At 71.9% G+C, this 15,069-nt stretch carries 16 protein-coding genes and 1 pseudogene; 11 read left to right on the top strand and 6 right to left on the bottom strand.

Annotated elements, in window-relative coordinates:
• Positions 1-255 precede the first annotated feature (255 nt).
• The 3 genes from ACIRD3_RS29250 to ACIRD3_RS29240 all read left to right on the top strand — a co-directional run bounded on the left by ACIRD3_RS29250 (position 256) and on the right by ACIRD3_RS29240 (position 3,973).
• On the top strand, positions 256-1,656 hold the full coding sequence (locus tag ACIRD3_RS29250) for a cystathionine beta-synthase (protein WP_402222611.1): 1,401 nt from the start codon (positions 256-258) through the stop codon (positions 1,654-1,656).
• Between the two features lie 522 nt (positions 1,657-2,178).
• Positions 2,179-2,517: a hypothetical protein gene (locus ACIRD3_RS29245; RefSeq protein ID WP_402222608.1), complete on the top strand. Its 339-nt coding sequence runs from the start codon at positions 2,179-2,181 to the stop codon at positions 2,515-2,517.
• 184 nt (positions 2,518-2,701) lie between these two features.
• A complete protein-coding gene (locus ACIRD3_RS29240) occupies positions 2,702-3,973 on the top strand; it encodes an Ig-like domain-containing protein (RefSeq protein WP_402222606.1) in 1,272 nt (423 codons plus the stop codon).
• Positions 3,974-4,060: 87 nt separating this feature from the next.
• Here the strand turns inward: ACIRD3_RS29240 and ACIRD3_RS29235 are convergent, their stop codons facing one another.
• Positions 4,061-4,423 (bottom strand): cupin domain-containing protein, encoded by a 363-nt coding sequence (locus tag ACIRD3_RS29235; protein WP_402222604.1) that lies wholly within the window; start codon positions 4,421-4,423, stop codon positions 4,061-4,063.
• A gap of 135 nt (positions 4,424-4,558) precedes the next feature.
• Positions 4,559-5,224, bottom strand: a complete 666-nt coding sequence (msrA, locus tag ACIRD3_RS29230; protein WP_402222601.1) for a peptide-methionine (S)-S-oxide reductase MsrA — start codon at positions 5,222-5,224, stop codon at positions 4,559-4,561.
• Positions 5,225-5,406: 182 nt separating this feature from the next.
• Between msrA and ACIRD3_RS29225 the strand changes: the two genes are divergently transcribed.
• Positions 5,407-6,561 (top strand): cystathionine gamma-synthase, encoded by a 1,155-nt coding sequence (locus ACIRD3_RS29225; protein ID WP_402222598.1) that lies wholly within the window; start codon positions 5,407-5,409, stop codon positions 6,559-6,561.
• 7 nt (positions 6,562-6,568) lie between these two features.
• On the opposite strand, the gene ACIRD3_RS29220 is transcribed toward ACIRD3_RS29225, so the two are convergent.
• A complete protein-coding gene (locus ACIRD3_RS29220) occupies positions 6,569-7,051 on the bottom strand; it encodes a MarR family winged helix-turn-helix transcriptional regulator (protein WP_402222595.1) in 483 nt (160 codons plus the stop codon).
• A 123-nt stretch (positions 7,052-7,174) separates the two neighbouring features.
• Here ACIRD3_RS29220 and ilvA point away from each other — a divergent pair, with 123 nt between their 5' ends.
• The 3 genes from ilvA (at position 7,175) to ACIRD3_RS29205 (ending at position 10,579) form a co-directional block, all read left to right on the top strand.
• Entirely contained in the window at positions 7,175-8,386 is a 1,212-nt protein-coding gene (gene ilvA / locus ACIRD3_RS29215) for a threonine ammonia-lyase (protein ID WP_402222593.1), read from the top strand.
• Between the two features lie 278 nt (positions 8,387-8,664).
• Entirely contained in the window at positions 8,665-9,720 is a 1,056-nt protein-coding gene (locus tag ACIRD3_RS29210; protein WP_402222592.1) for an ATP-binding cassette domain-containing protein, read from the top strand.
• Position 9,721: 1 nt separating this feature from the next.
• Complete coding sequence (locus ACIRD3_RS29205) at positions 9,722-10,579, top strand: ABC transporter permease (RefSeq protein WP_402222589.1); 858 nt, start codon at positions 9,722-9,724, stop codon at positions 10,577-10,579.
• Between the two features lie 96 nt (positions 10,580-10,675).
• On the opposite strand, the gene greA is transcribed toward ACIRD3_RS29205, so the two are convergent.
• Together greA and ACIRD3_RS29195 are read right to left on the bottom strand one after the other, a co-directional pair.
• Positions 10,676-11,176: a transcription elongation factor GreA gene (greA, locus tag ACIRD3_RS29200; RefSeq protein WP_402222588.1), complete on the bottom strand. Its 501-nt coding sequence runs from the start codon at positions 11,174-11,176 to the stop codon at positions 10,676-10,678.
• 256 nt (positions 11,177-11,432) lie between these two features.
• On the bottom strand, positions 11,433-11,846 hold the full coding sequence (locus ACIRD3_RS29195; RefSeq protein ID WP_402222585.1) for a DUF4307 domain-containing protein: 414 nt from the start codon (positions 11,844-11,846) through the stop codon (positions 11,433-11,435).
• Positions 11,847-12,107: 261 nt separating this feature from the next.
• Here ACIRD3_RS29195 and mca point away from each other — a divergent pair, with 261 nt between their 5' ends.
• The 4 genes and pseudogenes from mca (at position 12,108) to ACIRD3_RS29175 (ending at position 13,662) form a co-directional block, all read left to right on the top strand.
• Positions 12,108-13,013, top strand: a complete 906-nt coding sequence (gene mca / locus ACIRD3_RS29190; RefSeq protein ID WP_402222582.1) for a mycothiol conjugate amidase Mca — start codon at positions 12,108-12,110, stop codon at positions 13,011-13,013.
• A 49-nt stretch (positions 13,014-13,062) separates the two neighbouring features.
• Positions 13,063-13,254: a hypothetical protein gene (locus tag ACIRD3_RS29185; RefSeq protein ID WP_402222579.1), complete on the top strand. Its 192-nt coding sequence runs from the start codon at positions 13,063-13,065 to the stop codon at positions 13,252-13,254.
• Positions 13,255-13,296: 42 nt separating this feature from the next.
• Positions 13,297-13,455 (top strand): annotated as a pseudogene (locus tag ACIRD3_RS29180) (DUF255 domain-containing protein); the annotation flags it as partial.
• Positions 13,456-13,512: 57 nt separating this feature from the next.
• Positions 13,513-13,662: a hypothetical protein gene (locus ACIRD3_RS29175; protein WP_402222576.1), complete on the top strand. Its 150-nt coding sequence runs from the start codon at positions 13,513-13,515 to the stop codon at positions 13,660-13,662.
• 72 nt (positions 13,663-13,734) lie between these two features.
• Here ACIRD3_RS29175 and ACIRD3_RS29170 read toward each other — a convergent pair.
• A partial coding sequence (locus tag ACIRD3_RS29170; protein ID WP_402222573.1) for an NAD(P)-binding domain-containing protein occupies positions 13,735-15,069 on the bottom strand: 1,335 nt, incomplete at its 5' end.

The raw sequence follows: 15,069 nt of genomic DNA, 5'->3' as shown, positions 1-15,069 counted from the left end.
CTTCACGTCCTCGTGCCGCCCCCCAGTGGGGCCGTACACCACACCCCTACCTACCCGCGCGGAGGACGGGAGTACCGGGGGCGGGGCCATTGGGGGCGACGGGAGCCGGGCCGACGGAGCGGGGAGCGGCCCGGGGCGGGAGTGCCGGGCGGGCCGTTCGTGGCGGTGGAGGAGAGGGGGCGCTGCGGTGCGCGCCACGCCCTAGGCTTTGCAGTACCGATAGCACTCGCATGCCCACAGACCGGGAGGACCCCCGTGCGGTACCACAACTCGATCATCGACCTGGTCGGCAACACGCCGCTGGTCAAGCTGAACAAGGTCACCGAGGGCATCAGCGCGACAGTGCTGGCGAAGGTCGAGTACTTCAACCCCGGTGGCTCCGTGAAGGACCGCATCGCGATGCGCATGATCGAGGCCGCCGAGGCCTCGGGCGCCCTGAAGCCGGGCGGCACCATCGTGGAGCCGACCTCCGGCAACACCGGTGTCGGTCTGGCGATCGTGGCCCAGCAGAAGGGCTACAAGTGCATCTTCGTCTGTCCGGACAAGGTCTCGACCGACAAGATCAACACCCTGCGCGCGTACGGCGCCGAGGTGGTCGTCTGCCCGACCGCCGTCGCCCCTGAGCACCCCGACTCGTACTACAACGTCTCCGACCGGCTGGTCCGGGAGACCCCGAACGCCTGGAAGCCGGACCAGTACTCCAACCCGGACAACCCGGCGTCGCACTACCACTCCACCGGCCCGGAGCTGTGGGAGCAGACCGACGGCAAGATCACCCACTTCGTGGCGGGCGTCGGCACCGGCGGCACCATCTCCGGCACCGGCAACTACCTGAAGGAGGTCTCCGGCGGCAAGGTCAAGGTGATCGGCGCCGACCCGGAGGGCTCGGTCTACTCGGGCGGCACCGGCCGGCCGTACCTGGTCGAGGGCGTCGGTGAGGACTTCTGGCCGACCGCCTACGACCGCGAGGTCGCGGACGGGATCGTCGCCGTCTCCGACAAGGACTCGTTCCAGATGACCCGCCGCCTGGCCAAGGAGGAGGGCCTGCTGGTCGGCGGCTCCTGCGGCATGGCCGTGGTGGCCGCGCTGGAGGTCGCCCGCGGGCTCGGGCCGGACGACGTCGTCGTGGTGCTGCTGCCGGACGGCGGCCGCGGCTACCTGTCGAAGATCTTCAACGACGACTGGATGGCCGACTACGGCTTCCTGCCCTCGTCCACCGACGAGGCGCACATCGGCGAGGTGCTGGCCCGCAAGGAGAGCATCGAGCAGGGCGGCGTCCCGCAGTTCGTCCACATGCACCCGAACGAGACGGTCGCCGAGGCGGTCCGGGTGCTGCGCGAGTACGGCGTCTCGCAGATGCCGGTGGTCTCCCCGGGGGCCGGGCACCCGGACATCATGGCCGGCGAGGTGATCGGCTCGGTGGTGGAGAAGCTGCTGCTGGAGGGCATCTTCGCCAAGGAGATCGAGCTGACCGACACGCTGGACAAGGTGATGTCCAAGCCGCTGCCGGTGGTCGGCTCGGGCGAGACCGTCACCAACCTGATGACCGTGCTGGAGAAGGCCGACGCGGCCGTCGTGCTGGTCGAGGGCAAGCCGCAGGGCATCGTCACCCGTCAGGACCTGCTGGGCTTCCTGACCGGGCGCTCCGCGCACTGACGCGCAGTCACCCGGCTTCGCCCGTGGACGGATCCGGAGGATTCGTCCACGGGCGAAGTGGTACACCGGCGTCACCTGCCCGCAGCACGTGGTTAACACGGCTCCGGCATCGTGGTGGTCAACGGCAAGACGCCGAAAGAGGCGACGGCAACCGTCCGGGAGCGGCTCCCCGGCGGAGGCGGTCGACTCCGGACACATCGGGCGGCCCTGACCCGGCCGCTGTGTCCGCCTTCCGCGGGAGGTGCCGTTGTCCCGCCCCTGCCCGGCTCCGGCCGGTCGACAGGGTGTGGCGGCTCCCGCGGCCGCGCGCGCCGTTACGGCGCGTCCCCGCGGCTCCCGGGTGGGGGAGCCCATGCGGGGGAACGGTGGGGCCGGTCCTTCTCCGAGGGGCCGGCCCCTTCCGTTCGTCCCTCCGGTCGGCCCTTCCGTTCGGCCCCTCCGTCCCGTCCGTTCGCCGCCGGACCCCGGTCCGGCGTCCGCGGCGTGCCCCGGGCGGCCCGCCGTTCCCGTACGCTCGCACGCATGACCAGCACTGAAACGACCGACCAGGACGCCCCGCGCTACGTCCGGGTCAAGATCGAGCTCATCGCGGAGATCACCGACGAGGGCGCCCTCAAGGCGGCGGCCCTGCAGGCGGTGACCGAGGACGAGTACCTCGACGACGAGGAGCGCGCCCAGTCCGTCGAGGCCATCGAGGTGGACCCGTCGGGTTCGCTCGCGCACTTCATCGACCCCGTCGCCCTGCTCGGGGACGTCCCCGGGGTGGAGCTCGCCTCGGCGACCTGGGAGTCGGCGCAGACCGAGTTCGACCCGGACAGCGAGGAGTGGGACGAGTACGCGGTGGACGAGTCCGCCGAGTAACGGCAGCACGCCGTGACCTCTCGACAACGCCCGGTCTGCCACGGTGGACCGGGCGTTTTGTCGTGTTCAGTGGCACATTGGGTCATCTCATACGATCGCTTACCCTTCGGTGATGGAACCGTGAGCGGGCGGATTGCGTTTTTGTATCCGTAAATGCCCGGGATGATCAGCAGGGAGACGCGACGTGACGGCACGGGACGGTCAGGGGCGGGCGGCCGGAGGAAGCTGGAGCCGACGCGGTGTCCTCGCGGGACTGATCGGGGCGCCCGTCCTGCTGCTGGCGGCCTGCAACGACAACGGTGACAACGGCGGTGGCAGCGGCTCCGGCGGCAGCGCGAACGGCACCCCGGGCGGGGGCGGCGGCAGCGGCACCCCGAAGACCTCGGCCGCCGTGATCACCGTCTCGCCCGCGGACGGGGTCACCGCCGCCAGCTTCAGCGAGCCGGTCAAGGTCACCGTCGCCAACGGCACCCTGAGCAGCGTCAAGGTCACCGACTCCACCGGCAAGGAGCTGGCCGGCCAGCTCTCCGCCGACAACACCGCCTGGACCTCGGCCGCGGCCCCGGCCAGCGGTACCAAGTACACCGTCGCCGCCGTCGCGGTGGACAAGGACAAGCTGGAGGCGGACTCCAACGCCGTCTTCACCACGGCGACCCCGGCCAACACCTTCGTCGGCTACTTCACCCCCGAGGACGGCTCGACCGTCGGCGTCGGCATGCCCGTCTCGATCAACTTCAGCAAGCCGATCACCGACCGCAAGGCCGTCCAGTCGGCGATCACCGTGACGGCCGAGCCCGGCGTCGAGATCGTCGGTCACTGGTTCTCCAGCACCCGCCTCGACTTCCGCCCGCAGGAGTACTGGGCCAGGGGCACCAAGGTCACCCTCAAGCTCCGGCTCAAGGACGTCGAGGGCGCCAAGGGCGTGTACGGCACCCAGTCCAAGGACGTCACCTTCACCATCGGCCGCGCCCAGACCAGCGTCGCCGACCTCGGCACCAAGAAGCTCACCGTCACCACCGACGGCCAGGTCAGCGCGGTCTACAAGATCTCCGGCGGCTCGCCTGAGCACACCACCTGGGGCGGCAAGATGGTCATCTCCGAGCAGTACACGCAGACCCGGATGAACTCGCAGACCGTCAACCTGGGCAGCGAGTACGACATCGCCGACGTGCCGCACGCCCAGCGCCTCACCACCTCGGGCACCTTCATCCACGGCAACTACTGGTCCCCGGCGTCGATCTTCGGCGGCCAGAACACCAGCCACGGCTGCGTCGGCCTGCAGGACGCCAAGGGCGCGCAGGACACCGGGACGGACGGCTACAAGTTCTACAAGTCCTCGATGATCGGCGACGTGGTCGAGGTCGTGAACTCCGGGGACAAGACGGTCGCCCCGGACAACGGCCTGAACGGCTGGAACATGGGCTGGGCCGAGTGGAAGGCCGGCAGCGCCGTCTGACCGGAGCCTCCGGGCCGGAGCCTCCGGCCGGGCAGCGCAGGGCCGGGAAAGCGCAGGGCCGGGGCGGGCGCCCCGGCCCTCGGCGCGTCAGCGTTTGGCGTAGTCGGTGAACCCCTGCCAGTCGACGACCACGCACTGCTCGTCGCCCAGGACCCAGGCGTCGTGCCCGGGCGGGCAGACCATGTAGTCGCCGGGGCCGAACTCGTCCTCCTGGCCGTCGTCCATGACGATCTTCATCCGGCCGGAGATCACGTACCCCGCGTGGGCCGCCTGGCAGCTGTCGGTCTTGGCGATCGGCTTGATGTGCTCGGACCACCGCCAGCCCGGCTCGAACACCGCCCGGCCGACCGGACCGGCGTCCAGGTTCACCAGGCGCAGCTCACCCTTGCCCGCTTCGAAGGGGCGGACTTCCTCGGGGTCGTCGAAGCTCTTGCGGACCAGACCGGACATGGCGCACTCCTCTCCACGAGGAGCGGCCCGGCCACCGGAGAGGTGACCGGGCCGCCCCTGCTGGCCCTTCCAGTCTGCGCCCGCAGCGGGCGGCGGTCACATGGAGTCGCAGCCCCCGCGACCGCCGCCGGGCCGTCAGCCCTGGGTGCGGGCCACGCCGATCGGGCAGGAGGCCCCGGTGCCGCCGAGACCGCAGTAGCCGTTGGGGTTCTTGGCCTCCGACAGGTACTGCTGGTGGTACGGCTCGGCCGGGAAGAACGGGCCGGCCGGGGCGATCTCGGTGGTGATCGGGCCGTAGCCGAGCGCCGTCAGGGCCGGCTGGAAGGCGTCCCGGGAGGCCGCGGCGGCCTCGGCCTGGGCGGGGGAGTGGGTGTAGACCGCGGAGCGGTACTGGGTGCCCACGTCGTTGCCCTGCCGGTTGCCCTGGGTCGGGTCGTGCGCCTCCCAGAAGGTCTTCAGCAGGCGCTCGTAGGAGACCACGGCGGGGTCGTACACCACCCGGACCGCCTCGGTGTGCCCGGTCAGCCCGCTGCACACCTCCTCGTACGTCGGGTTGGGGGTGTAGCCGCCCTGGTAGCCGACCAGCGTCGTCCAGACACCGGGCAGGCGCCAGAACGCGCGCTCCGCGCCCCAGAAGCAGCCCAGCCCGAAGTCGGCCACCTCCAGCCCCTCCGGGTACGGGCCGGTCAGCGGGTGGCCGAGCACGGTGTGCGGGTCGCGCAGCTCGAAGGCCGCGGTCGGCCGACCGGGCAGCGCCTGGTCGGCGGGGACGAGCGAGGTCTTGTGGCGGTTGAACAACACGGCCTGCTCCAGCGGGTCGGAAAACGTGGCTCCGTCTGCAACGCGAACGGCCGCCCCCGGATTCCGGGAACCCCCGCCGAGCCCGTCCGCGCCGGCCCGGCGGGGCGGGTGGTGCGCCGGGGGAGCGGGCCGGGTTGCCGTTCCGGCGGGCGTGGGGGCGTGCGGCCGTTAGGCTCGGACCCATGACCGAGCACCAGCTTCCCCAGGGCTTCGAGACCCTCGCCATCCACGCGGGTCAGGAAGCAGACCCCCAGACCGGGGCCGTCGTCACGCCGATCTACCAGGTGTCCACCTACAAGCAGGACGGGGTGGGCGGCCTGCGGGGCGGCTACGAGTACAGCCGCAGCGCCAACCCGACCCGCACCGCGCTGGAGGAGTGCCTCGCCGCGCTGGAGGGCGGCGCCCGCGGCCTCGCCTTCGCGTCGGGCCTGGCCGCCGAGGACACCCTGCTGCGCACCATCCTCAAGCCGGGCGACCACATCGTGATCCCCAACGACGCCTACGGCGGCACCTTCCGGCTGTTCGCCAAGGTGCTGACCCGCTGGGGCGTCGAGTTCTCCGTGGCCAACACCCAGGACCTGGCCACCGTCCGCGAGGCGATCCGCCCCAACACCCGTGCGGTGTGGGTGGAGACCCCGTCCAACCCGCTGCTGGGCATCACCGACCTGGCCGCGCTGGCCGAGATCGCGCACGGCGCCGGCGCGCTGCTGGTGGTCGACAACACCTTCGCGAGCCCGTACCTGCAGCAGCCGATCGCGCTCGGCGCGGACGCGGTCGTGCACTCCACCACCAAGTACATGGGCGGCCACTCGGACGTGGTCGGCGGCGCCCTGGTGCTGGCCGACGCGACGCTCGGCGAGGAGGTCGCGTACCACCAGAACGCGATGGGCGCGGTCTCCGGCCCGTTCGACGCCTGGCTGGTGCTGCGCGGCATCAAGACGCTGGGTGTCCGGATGGACCGGCACAGCGCCAACGCGGAGAAGGTCGCCGAGCTGCTGGCGCGCCACCCCAAGGTCAGCGAGGTGCTCTACCCGGGTCTGCCCGAGCACCCCGGCCACGACATCGCCGCCAAGCAGATGAAGGCCTTCGGCGGCATGGTCTCGTTCCGGGTCGCGGGCGGCGAGGAGGCGGCCGTCGAGGTCTGCAACCGCGCGCAGTTGTTCACCCTCGGTGAGTCGCTCGGCGGCGTCGAGTCGCTGATCGAGCACCCGGGCCGGATGACCCACGCCTCGGCGGCGGGCTCGCCGCTGGAGGTCCCGGCCGACCTGGTGCGCGTCTCGGTCGGCATCGAGTCGATCGACGACCTGCTGGCCGACCTCACGCAGGCGCTGGGCTAGGCACGGCTCACTGCCCCTGCTGGTCCGCCGTGTACGACTCCATCGCGTCGTTGAAGCGGGCCAGCAGGGCGCAGAACGCCCGCTGCTCCTCCGGGGGCCAGTCGGCCACCAGGCGACGGGTCAACTCGGCCCGTCCGTCCCGGACTTCGTCCAGCCGGCCGGCGCCGCGCGAGGTCAGGGCGAGCCGGACGGCGCGACGGTCTGCCGGGTCCTGCACCCGGCCGACCAGCCCGGCCGCGACCAGCGGGGCGACCTGGCGGGTCACCGTGGAGGAGTCCACGCCCAGCGATTCGGCCAGCGCCTTGACGTTGACGGGCCCGTGCCGTTCCAGCCGGTCGAGCAGCAGGTAGGCGGCCCGGTCCAGCGTTCCGATCCCGCCGCCGGAGGTCCGGACCTGTTCCATGCGGCGCGCGAACACCGCGAGCTGGTACTGGAGTTGGGTGTGCACGGGGTCGGTGCGGTCGGTGGCCTGGGGCGAGGTCGTCGTCATCGCGGCTCACGATCGTCGTGCGGTGAGGGAGGCTCAGAAGCAGCAGCGTACGCGGGCGCGGCTGGCCCGGGAACAGGCCCGGCGTCCCGGATTGCCACGCTCCGGAGTCCTAACCTGGAGGACATGCACAACTGGCCGATCACCCTCGACGACGTCCGCGGCGCCCAGAAGATGCTCGCCGGGATCGCCCGGGTGACCCCGATGGAGGGCAGTCGGCACCTGTCCGCGCTGATCGGCGCGCCGGTCCACCTGAAGTGCGAGAACCTGCAGCGCACCGGCTCGTTCAAGCTGCGCGGGGCGTACGTGCGGATCGCGGGACTCTCGCCGGTGCAACGGGCCGGCGGGGTGGTCGCGGCGAGCGCCGGGAACCACGCCCAGGGGGTGGCGCTGGCGGCCTCGCTGCTGGGGGTGCGCTCGACGGTGTTCATGCCGGTCGCGGCGCCGCTGCCGAAGGTCGCGGCCACCCGCGAGTACGGTGCCGACGTGCGGTTGCACGGCGCCACCGTGGACGAGGCGCTGCAGGCCGCGCAGCGGTACTCGGAGGCGAGCGGCGCGGTGTTCATCCACCCCTTCGACCACTGGGACGTGGTCACCGGCCAGGCGACGGTCGGGCTGGAGATCCTGGAGCAGTGCCCGGAGGTGCGCACCATCCTGGTCGGGGTGGGCGGCGGCGGACTGCTGGCCGGGATCGCGGCGGCGGTCAAGCCGCTGCGGCCGGACGTCCGGGTGGTCGGGGTGCAGGCGGCGGGCGCGGCCGCGTACCCGCCCTCGCTGGCGGCCGGGCGGCCGGTGTCGCTGGAGCACTTCGCCACCATGGCCGACGGGATCATGGTCGGGCGCCCGGGGGACATCCCCTTCGAGGTGGTCAACACGCTGGCGGACGGCATCCGCACGGTCTCCGAGGACGCGCTGTCCCGGGCGCTGCTGCTCGGGCTGGAGCGGCTCAAGCTGGTGGTCGAGCCGGCCGGGGCGGCGCCGATCGCGGCGCTGTTGGAGCGGCCGGACTCCTTCGAGGGCCCGGTGGTGGCGGTGCTGTCCGGCGGCAACATCGACCCGCAGCTGATGCAGCGGGTGCTGCGGCACGGGCTGGCGGCGGCCGGGCGCTACCTGTCGCTGCGGGTGCGGCTGGCGGACAAGCCGGGCTCGCTGGCGGACCTGCTGGGCGTGCTGACCAGGCTGGACGCCAATGTGCTGGACGTGGCGCACGTCCGGACCGATCCGAAGCTGGGGCTGACCGAGGTCGAGGTGGACCTGCACCTGGAGACCAAGGGGCCGGAGCACTGCGCGGCGGTGGTCGGCGAGCTGCGGGACTCGGGGTACGTCGTCGCCGGCTAGCTGCCGGGGGGCAGGCCCGCGCGGCCCCCTCGGAGTGGACGGCGGGGTTTCCAGTGCCGGTGCTCGGGGCCCGACGGCCGGTCGTCGCCGCGGTGCGCTGTCAGTCCTCCCTGGAACGATGGCGGAGCTGCGTCCCTTGACGCGATATATCGCGTACTGGGAGACTCGCGATACATCGCGTTCGAGTCCCGCAGGTCGAGAATCGAGTCGCCCGCGCGCCCGAAAGCGGGGCAGAGTGGGACAGATCGCTCCATACGTCCGAGGAGATGAGGCAGGCCATGGCGCCAGCCATCCAAGCCGAGAACCTGGTGAAGACCTTCGGCGACGTACGAGCCCTGGACGGCGTCAGCCTCGACGTCCCCGAGGGCACGGTGCTCGGGCTGCTCGGCCCGAACGGCGCCGGGAAGACCACCACCGTACGGATCCTGACCACCCTGCTCCGGCCCGACTCCGGCCACGCGGTGGTCGCCGGCGTCGACGTGCTCAAGCACCCCAACCGGGTCCGCAGCCTGATCGGCCTGTCCGGTCAGTACGCGGCGGTCGACGAGTACCTGACCGGCTTCGAGAACCTCACCATGGTCGGTGAGCTCTACCAGATGAGCACCCGTGCCGCGAAGGCCCGCGCGCTGGAGCTGCTGGAGTGGTTCAATCTCACCGAGGCCAAGGACCGCACCGCCAAGACGTACTCCGGCGGCATGCGCCGTCGCCTGGACCTCGCCGCGGCGCTGGTCGTCCGTCCGCCGGTGATGTTCCTGGACGAGCCGACCACCGGTCTCGACCCGCGCAACCGGCTCGCCCTCTGGGAGGTCATCGAGACCCTGGTCGAGCAGGGCACCACGCTGCTGCTCACCACCCAGTACCTGGAGGAGGCCGACCGCCTCGCCCACGACATCGCGGTGGTCGACCACGGCCGGGTGATCGCGCGCGGCACCGCCGACCAGCTCAAGGCGCAGATCGGCGGCGAGCGGATCGAGGTCGTGGTGCACGAGCCCGGCCTGGTCGCCGACGCGGTCGGGGCGCTGTCCGGCTACGCGCTGAGCGAGCCGACGGTGGAGCGGAACACCCGCCGGATCACCCTGCCGATCAGCGGCGGCGCCCGGGTGCTCGCCGACGCCATCCGCGAACTGGACGCCCGCGGGATCGAGATCGACGACATCGGCCTGCGCCGCCCGACCCTGGACGACGTCTTCCTCACGCTGACCGGCCACGTCGCCGAGCAGCAGGACGAGGAGGGCGGCGACCCCAAGGCGCGCGGCCGGGGCAAGGGCAAGTCAGGCGCGGACGACGCCGACGGCCGGGACAAGCAGGCCGTCGCGGCCGGGAAGGAGCGCTGAGATGAGCACCGCCACCGAGCACGCCATCGGGGCGGCGATGCCCCGGCAGCGCCGCGGGCTGGCCGCCACGCTGCACGACTCCTGGGTCGTCGCCAAGCGCAACCTGCGCCGGATGACCCGCATCCCGGAGATCGTCGTCTTCGGCCTGATGCAGCCGGTCATGTTCGTGCTGCTGTTCTCGTACGTCATGGGCGGGGCGATCAAGATCCCCGGGGTGGACTCCAGCTCCCACACGTACATCCAGTTCCTGATGGCCGGCATCTTCGCCCAGACCGTCACCTTCGCCACCGCCGGGGCCTCGGCGGGCATCGCGGAGGACATGACCAAGGGGCTGGTGGACCGCTTCCGCTCGCTGCCGATGGCCCGCTCGGCGGTGCTGGTCGGCCGCACGCTGGCGGACCTGGTGCAGACCGGCTTCACGCTGATCGTGCTGAGCGTGGTCGCACTGCTGGTCGGCTGGCGGATCCACGACGGGGTGCTCAACGCGCTCGCCGCGTTCGGCCTGCTGCTGCTGTTGGGCTACGCCTTCTCCTGGATCGGCGCGCTGATCGGCCTGTCGGTGCGCAGCCCCGAGGCGGCCACCTCGGCCGGGCTGATCTGGCTGTTCCCGCTGACCTTCGTGTCCAACGCCTTCGTGCCGGTCAGCTCGATGCCGAGCTGGCTGCAGCAGGTCGCGTACTGGAACCCGTTCAGCGCCACCGTGCAGGCCTGCCGGGTGCTGTTCGGCAACCAGGTGGGGCCGGTGGACGACGCCTGGCCCATGCAGCACGCGGCGCTGGTGTCGGTGATGTGGTCGATCCTCATCACGGCGGTGTTCTCCTGGCTCGCGGTGCGCAAGTACCGTTCGGCCACCGCCTGAGCGGCCGCTGCCCGACCGGGCGGCGCCCGCGAGACGCGGAAGGGCGGCCGCGGAGTCCTGGACTCCGCGGCCGCCCTCGGCGTTGGTGGGGCCGGATCAGCCGGCGTGCGGCACGACCTTGACGATCTTCACCATGGCCGGCTTGCCGTTCGGCAGGTCGTAGGTGGCCTCGTCACCGATCTTCTTGCCGTCGATCGCGCGGCCCAGCGGCGACTGCGGGGAGTACACGTCCAGGTTGTCCGAGCCGGCCACCTCGCGGGAGGCGAGCAGGAACTCCATGAGGTCGTCCTCGTCGCCGTCGAAGGCGACCGTGACGACCATGCCCGGGGCCACCACGCCCGAGTCGGCCGGGGCCTCGCCGACCTTGGCCCGCTCCAGCAGCTGGGTGAGCTGGCGGATGCGCAGCTCGTACTTGCCCTGCTCCTCCTTCGCCGCGTGGTAGCCGGCGTTCTCCTTGAGGTCGCCCTCCTCGCGCGCCGCCTCGATCTTCTGGGCGATCTCGATGCGCCAGGGCCCGGTCAGGTGGTCCAGCTCGGCCTTGAGCTGGTCGTAGCCGGCCTGAGTGAGCCAGGTCACGTTCTCGCTGGTCTGGGTCACGGGTGCTCCTCGTAGGTGCTGGGGCTGTGCTGAGGGTGTGAGTCGTCAGCAGGGTTGGTGGTATATCGGTCTCAACTACAAAGCAACGCCCGCTCCCGTACCATCCGGTGCGGAAGGGGCGAAACCACGAGCCTAACAAGTCCCGCCGACAAGCGGGAGAGCCGTTGGCGTGCCATTGACGGTGGCGTTACGCCGCGGTGTACAGGACGGGGTGCGACCCCCTGCGGATGCCCGTTCCCCCGGTCGACTATGCGCCCTACCGGGCGGGCGTGCAGCCCAGCAGCTCGGCGGTGGTGCCGCGGGCCGTGGTGCGCAGGGTGACCGTCGCCTCGTAGCTGGAACCGGCCGCCGGCACGGGGAAGTCGGCCACCCCGACCACCGCGTGGTCGTCGCCCTGCGAACGGACCGTACAGGTCCCGGCCTGGCCGTCGCCCTTGCGCACGGTGAGGTGCAGCTGGACCTCGGAGTCGGAGAGCACCTGGAAGGTCGGCACCGAGCCGTTGATCTTGGTCTCGCGCAGCAGGTAGGAGCCGCCCAGCCAGGCGATCAGGCCCAGGCCCAGCACGCCGCAGACCGCGCCGACCACCTTGAGGCGGCGGTCCGAGTCGCGGTCGCCGCTCCGGCCGTAGCGCCCCTCGGGCAGCGTGGTGGCGGTGGTCTCTGCGGTCATCGGACTCGGTCCTCTCCTGGGGGAGGGGTCGCACGGGGGGTGCGCGGGCGGTGCGGGGCGGTGCGGGGAATGCGACGCTCCTCCAGTCCGTCACTATAGGAGGGGCACGCCCGCGGCCGGTCCGGCGGGGGCAGGGCTCGGCCGGCGCGGCGACTTCCGCGGGCCGACCCCGCGGCGACGCGGTCCCGAAGTGAGCGGTTCGTACGGTGGGCAGACCCGGACTTCGCGGAACGCCCGATGATGTGGAAGGAACGCAAGGCGTTGACTGAGCAGTTGCGACTGATGGCGGTGCACGCCCACCCGGACGACGAGTCCAGCAAGGGCGCGGCCACCATGGCCATGTACGTCGAGCAGGGTGTGGACGTGCTCGTGGCCACCTGCACGGGGGGCGAGCGCGGGTCGGTCCTCAACCCCAAGCTCCAGGGGGACCCGTACGTCGAGGAGAACATCCACGAGGTCCGCCGCAAGGAGATGGACGAGGCGCGGGCGATCCTCGGCGTCAAGCAGGCCTGGCTGGGCTTCGTGGACTCCGGCCTGCCCGAGGGGGACCCGCTGCCCCCGCTGCCGGAGGGCTGCTTCGCCCTGCAGGACGTCAAGGAGGCGGCCGAGCCGCTGGTCCGGCTGATCCGCGAGTTCAAGCCGCAGGTCATCACGACCTACGACGAGAACGGCGGCTACCCGCACCCGGACCACATCATGACCCACAAGATCACCATGCTGGCCTTCGACGCCGCGGGCGACCCGGACGCCTACCCGGAGGCCGGCGAGCCCTGGCAGCCGCTGAAGCTGTACTACAACCACGGCTTCCCGATGGGCCGCATCCGCGCCCTGCACGAGTACCTCACCGAGCACGGCCACGAGTCGCCGTACGGCGAGTGGATCGCGGGCTGGGAGAAGAGCGGCCGCAAGGAGCGCGAGATCACCACCCGGGTCCGCTGCGCCGACTGGTTCGAGACCCGCGACCGCGCGCTGATCGCCCACGCCACCCAGATCGACCCGGACGGCCCGTGGTTCCGGGTGCCGCTGGAGGTCCAGCGCGAGGTCTGGCCCACCGAGGACTACGAGCTCGCCCGTACCCTGGTCGACGTGGACCTGCCGGAGGACGACCTGTTCGCCGGGCTGCGCACCCCCACCCTGGCCGTCGAGGCCGCCGACACGCGCGACTGAACCACCCCCCGATGGCCCGGCTCCCCGTGAGCCGGGCCACCATAGAGATATGAGCGCCCCCGTGAACGTCCTCCACCTCGCCGCCGACCTCGCCGTCGACGACGCCAAGGTCACCCCCGGCCTGCTCGGCTTCGTCGTCTTCGCCGCTCTCGGCGTGGCGACCTGGTTCCTGGCCAAGTCGATGAACCGGCAGTTCAAGAAGGTCGACTTCGTGGAGGAGCCGGAGGCCCCGAAGGAGTGAGCCCCCGCCCCCCGCCGCCCGCCGATGCGGGAGGATGGGGGCATGCCGAACCGTCTCGCGGACGCGACCTCGCCGTACCTGCAGCAGCATGCCGAGAACCCGGTCGACTGGTGGGAGTGGGGCCCCGAGGCCTTCGCGGAGGCGGAACGGCGCGGGGTGCCGGTGCTGCTGTCGGTGGGGTACGCGGCCTGCCACTGGTGCCAATGAACTTACACAACCAGGTAGTCCTGACCTGGGGCGTTGCCAGGGGGTGACCGCATGGACACGTACGATGAGGAACTGGGCAAGAGCATAGACGCTTGGGTGGAGGCCGAATTGGCCGCCTCGCCCGAGTGGGGGCCCGAGAAGTACGCCAGCATTCGCCAGCGTCTGGAGGACGGCGCAACGGCTGTCGCCGCTGACGAGTAAGGGCGCGAAGTCGTAGAACGCAGCCCGGGGTCCAACCGGCCGGAAGGCCGGTTGGACCCCGGGCTGTCTGGTTCAGCAGCAGCCGCCAGCGGGAGCCTCGACGGGGGCACCGATGCTGATGGCCACCGGGACTGGTGCGGCGGCGGGGGCCGCGCAGCAGCCGCCGCCCGCGTCCTGCTGCGCGTCGGGCTGGTCGAAGAGGCCAGCGCCGCCGCAGACGCCGGTCTCAGGGAGAGTGAGTTCGACGCGGGTAGCGGCCTCGTGGTCGCCGGCGAGGTGGGCGGCGATGGAACGGACCTGCTCGTAGCCGGTCATGGCGAGGAAGGTCGGGGCGCGGCCGTAGGACTTCATGCCGACCAGGTGGACGCCCTGCTCGGGGTGGGAGAGTTCGGCGACGCCGTGCGGGTAGACGGTGCCGCAGGAGTGCTGGTTGGGGTCGATCAGCGGGGCCAGCTCGGTCGGCGCCTGGAGGCGCTCGTCCAAGCCGAGCCGCAGTTCGCCGAGGAAGGACAGGTCGGGCCGCAGGCCGGTCAGGACGATGATCTCGTCCAGGTCTTCGGCACGGTGACCGTCCTCGGAGACGAGGGCGAGCCTGTCGCCGGCCTCCTCGACGGCGGCGGTGCGGAAGCCGGTGACGGCGCTGGCGTGGCCGTTCTCGACGGCGGCCTTGGCGGCCTGGCCGAGGGCACCGCGGGCGGGGAGCTGGTCGGCGCTGCCGCCGCCGAAGGTGGAGCCGGTGATGCCGCGTCGCAGGACCCAGACCGCGTGGGTGCCGCTCTCCGTCTTGGCGAGGTCGGCGAGCATGGCGAGGGCGGTGAAGGCGGAGGCGCCGGAACCGACGACGGCAGTGCGCTTGCCCGCGTACCGGGCGCGGACCTGGGGGTCCTTCAAGTCCGGGATGCGGTAGGAGATTCGGGCGGCTTGGGTCTTCTCGCCGAGGGCGGGCAGGCCGTCGGCGCCGAGGGGGCTGGGGGTGGACCAGGTGCCGGAGGCGTCGATGACGGCGCCGGCGGTGATGCGCTCCTCGCGGCCGTCGGCGTGGCTGATGTGGACGGTGAAGGGCTGGGTCTCGCGGCCGGAGTCCACGACGCGGTCGCGGCCTGCGCGGGCGACGCCGGTCACTGTCGTGTTGTAGCGGACGGTGTCGCGGAGGGCGTCGGCGAGCGGCTGGAGGTACAGCTCGGCCCAGTCCGCGCCTGTCGGGTAGGTCGCGCCGTCGGGGCGGGTCCAACCGGTGGGGGCGAGGATCTTCTCGGCGGCGGGGTCCACGAGTTCGGCCCAGGTGGAGAACAGCCGCACGTGGCCCCACCCGCGCACCGCGCTGGCGGCTGCCGGGCCCGCTTCGAGGACCAGCGGGGTCAGGCCGCGCTCGGTGAGGTGGGCGGCGGCGGCCAGGCCGATCGGGCC

It is taken from the genome of Kitasatospora sp. NPDC093550, assembly GCF_044764985.1.
Classification (GTDB): domain Bacteria; phylum Actinomycetota; class Actinomycetes; order Streptomycetales; family Streptomycetaceae; genus Kitasatospora.
This window is presented reverse-complemented; position numbering and strand designations above follow the sequence as displayed.

Coding starts and splice junctions, on each gene's coding strand:
- ACIRD3_RS29245 (WP_402222608.1), top strand. CDS start 2,179: ATGACCAGCACTGAAACGACCGACCAGGACGCCCCGCGCTACGTCCGG.
- ACIRD3_RS29235 (WP_402222604.1), bottom strand. CDS start 4,423: ATGTCCGGTCTGGTCCGCAAGAGCTTCGACGACCCCGAGGAAGTCCGC.
- ACIRD3_RS29225 (WP_402222598.1), top strand. CDS start 5,407: ATGACCGAGCACCAGCTTCCCCAGGGCTTCGAGACCCTCGCCATCCAC.
- ACIRD3_RS29220 (WP_402222595.1), bottom strand. CDS start 7,051: ATGACGACGACCTCGCCCCAGGCCACCGACCGCACCGACCCCGTGCAC.
- ilvA (WP_402222593.1), top strand. CDS start 7,175: ATGCACAACTGGCCGATCACCCTCGACGACGTCCGCGGCGCCCAGAAG.
- ACIRD3_RS29210 (WP_402222592.1), top strand. CDS start 8,665: ATGGCGCCAGCCATCCAAGCCGAGAACCTGGTGAAGACCTTCGGCGAC.
- ACIRD3_RS29205 (WP_402222589.1), top strand. CDS start 9,722: ATGAGCACCGCCACCGAGCACGCCATCGGGGCGGCGATGCCCCGGCAG.
- ACIRD3_RS29195 (WP_402222585.1), bottom strand. CDS start 11,846: ATGACCGCAGAGACCACCGCCACCACGCTGCCCGAGGGGCGCTACGGC.
- ACIRD3_RS29185 (WP_402222579.1), top strand. CDS start 13,063: ATGAGCGCCCCCGTGAACGTCCTCCACCTCGCCGCCGACCTCGCCGTC.
- ACIRD3_RS29175 (WP_402222576.1), top strand. CDS start 13,513: ATGGACACGTACGATGAGGAACTGGGCAAGAGCATAGACGCTTGGGTG.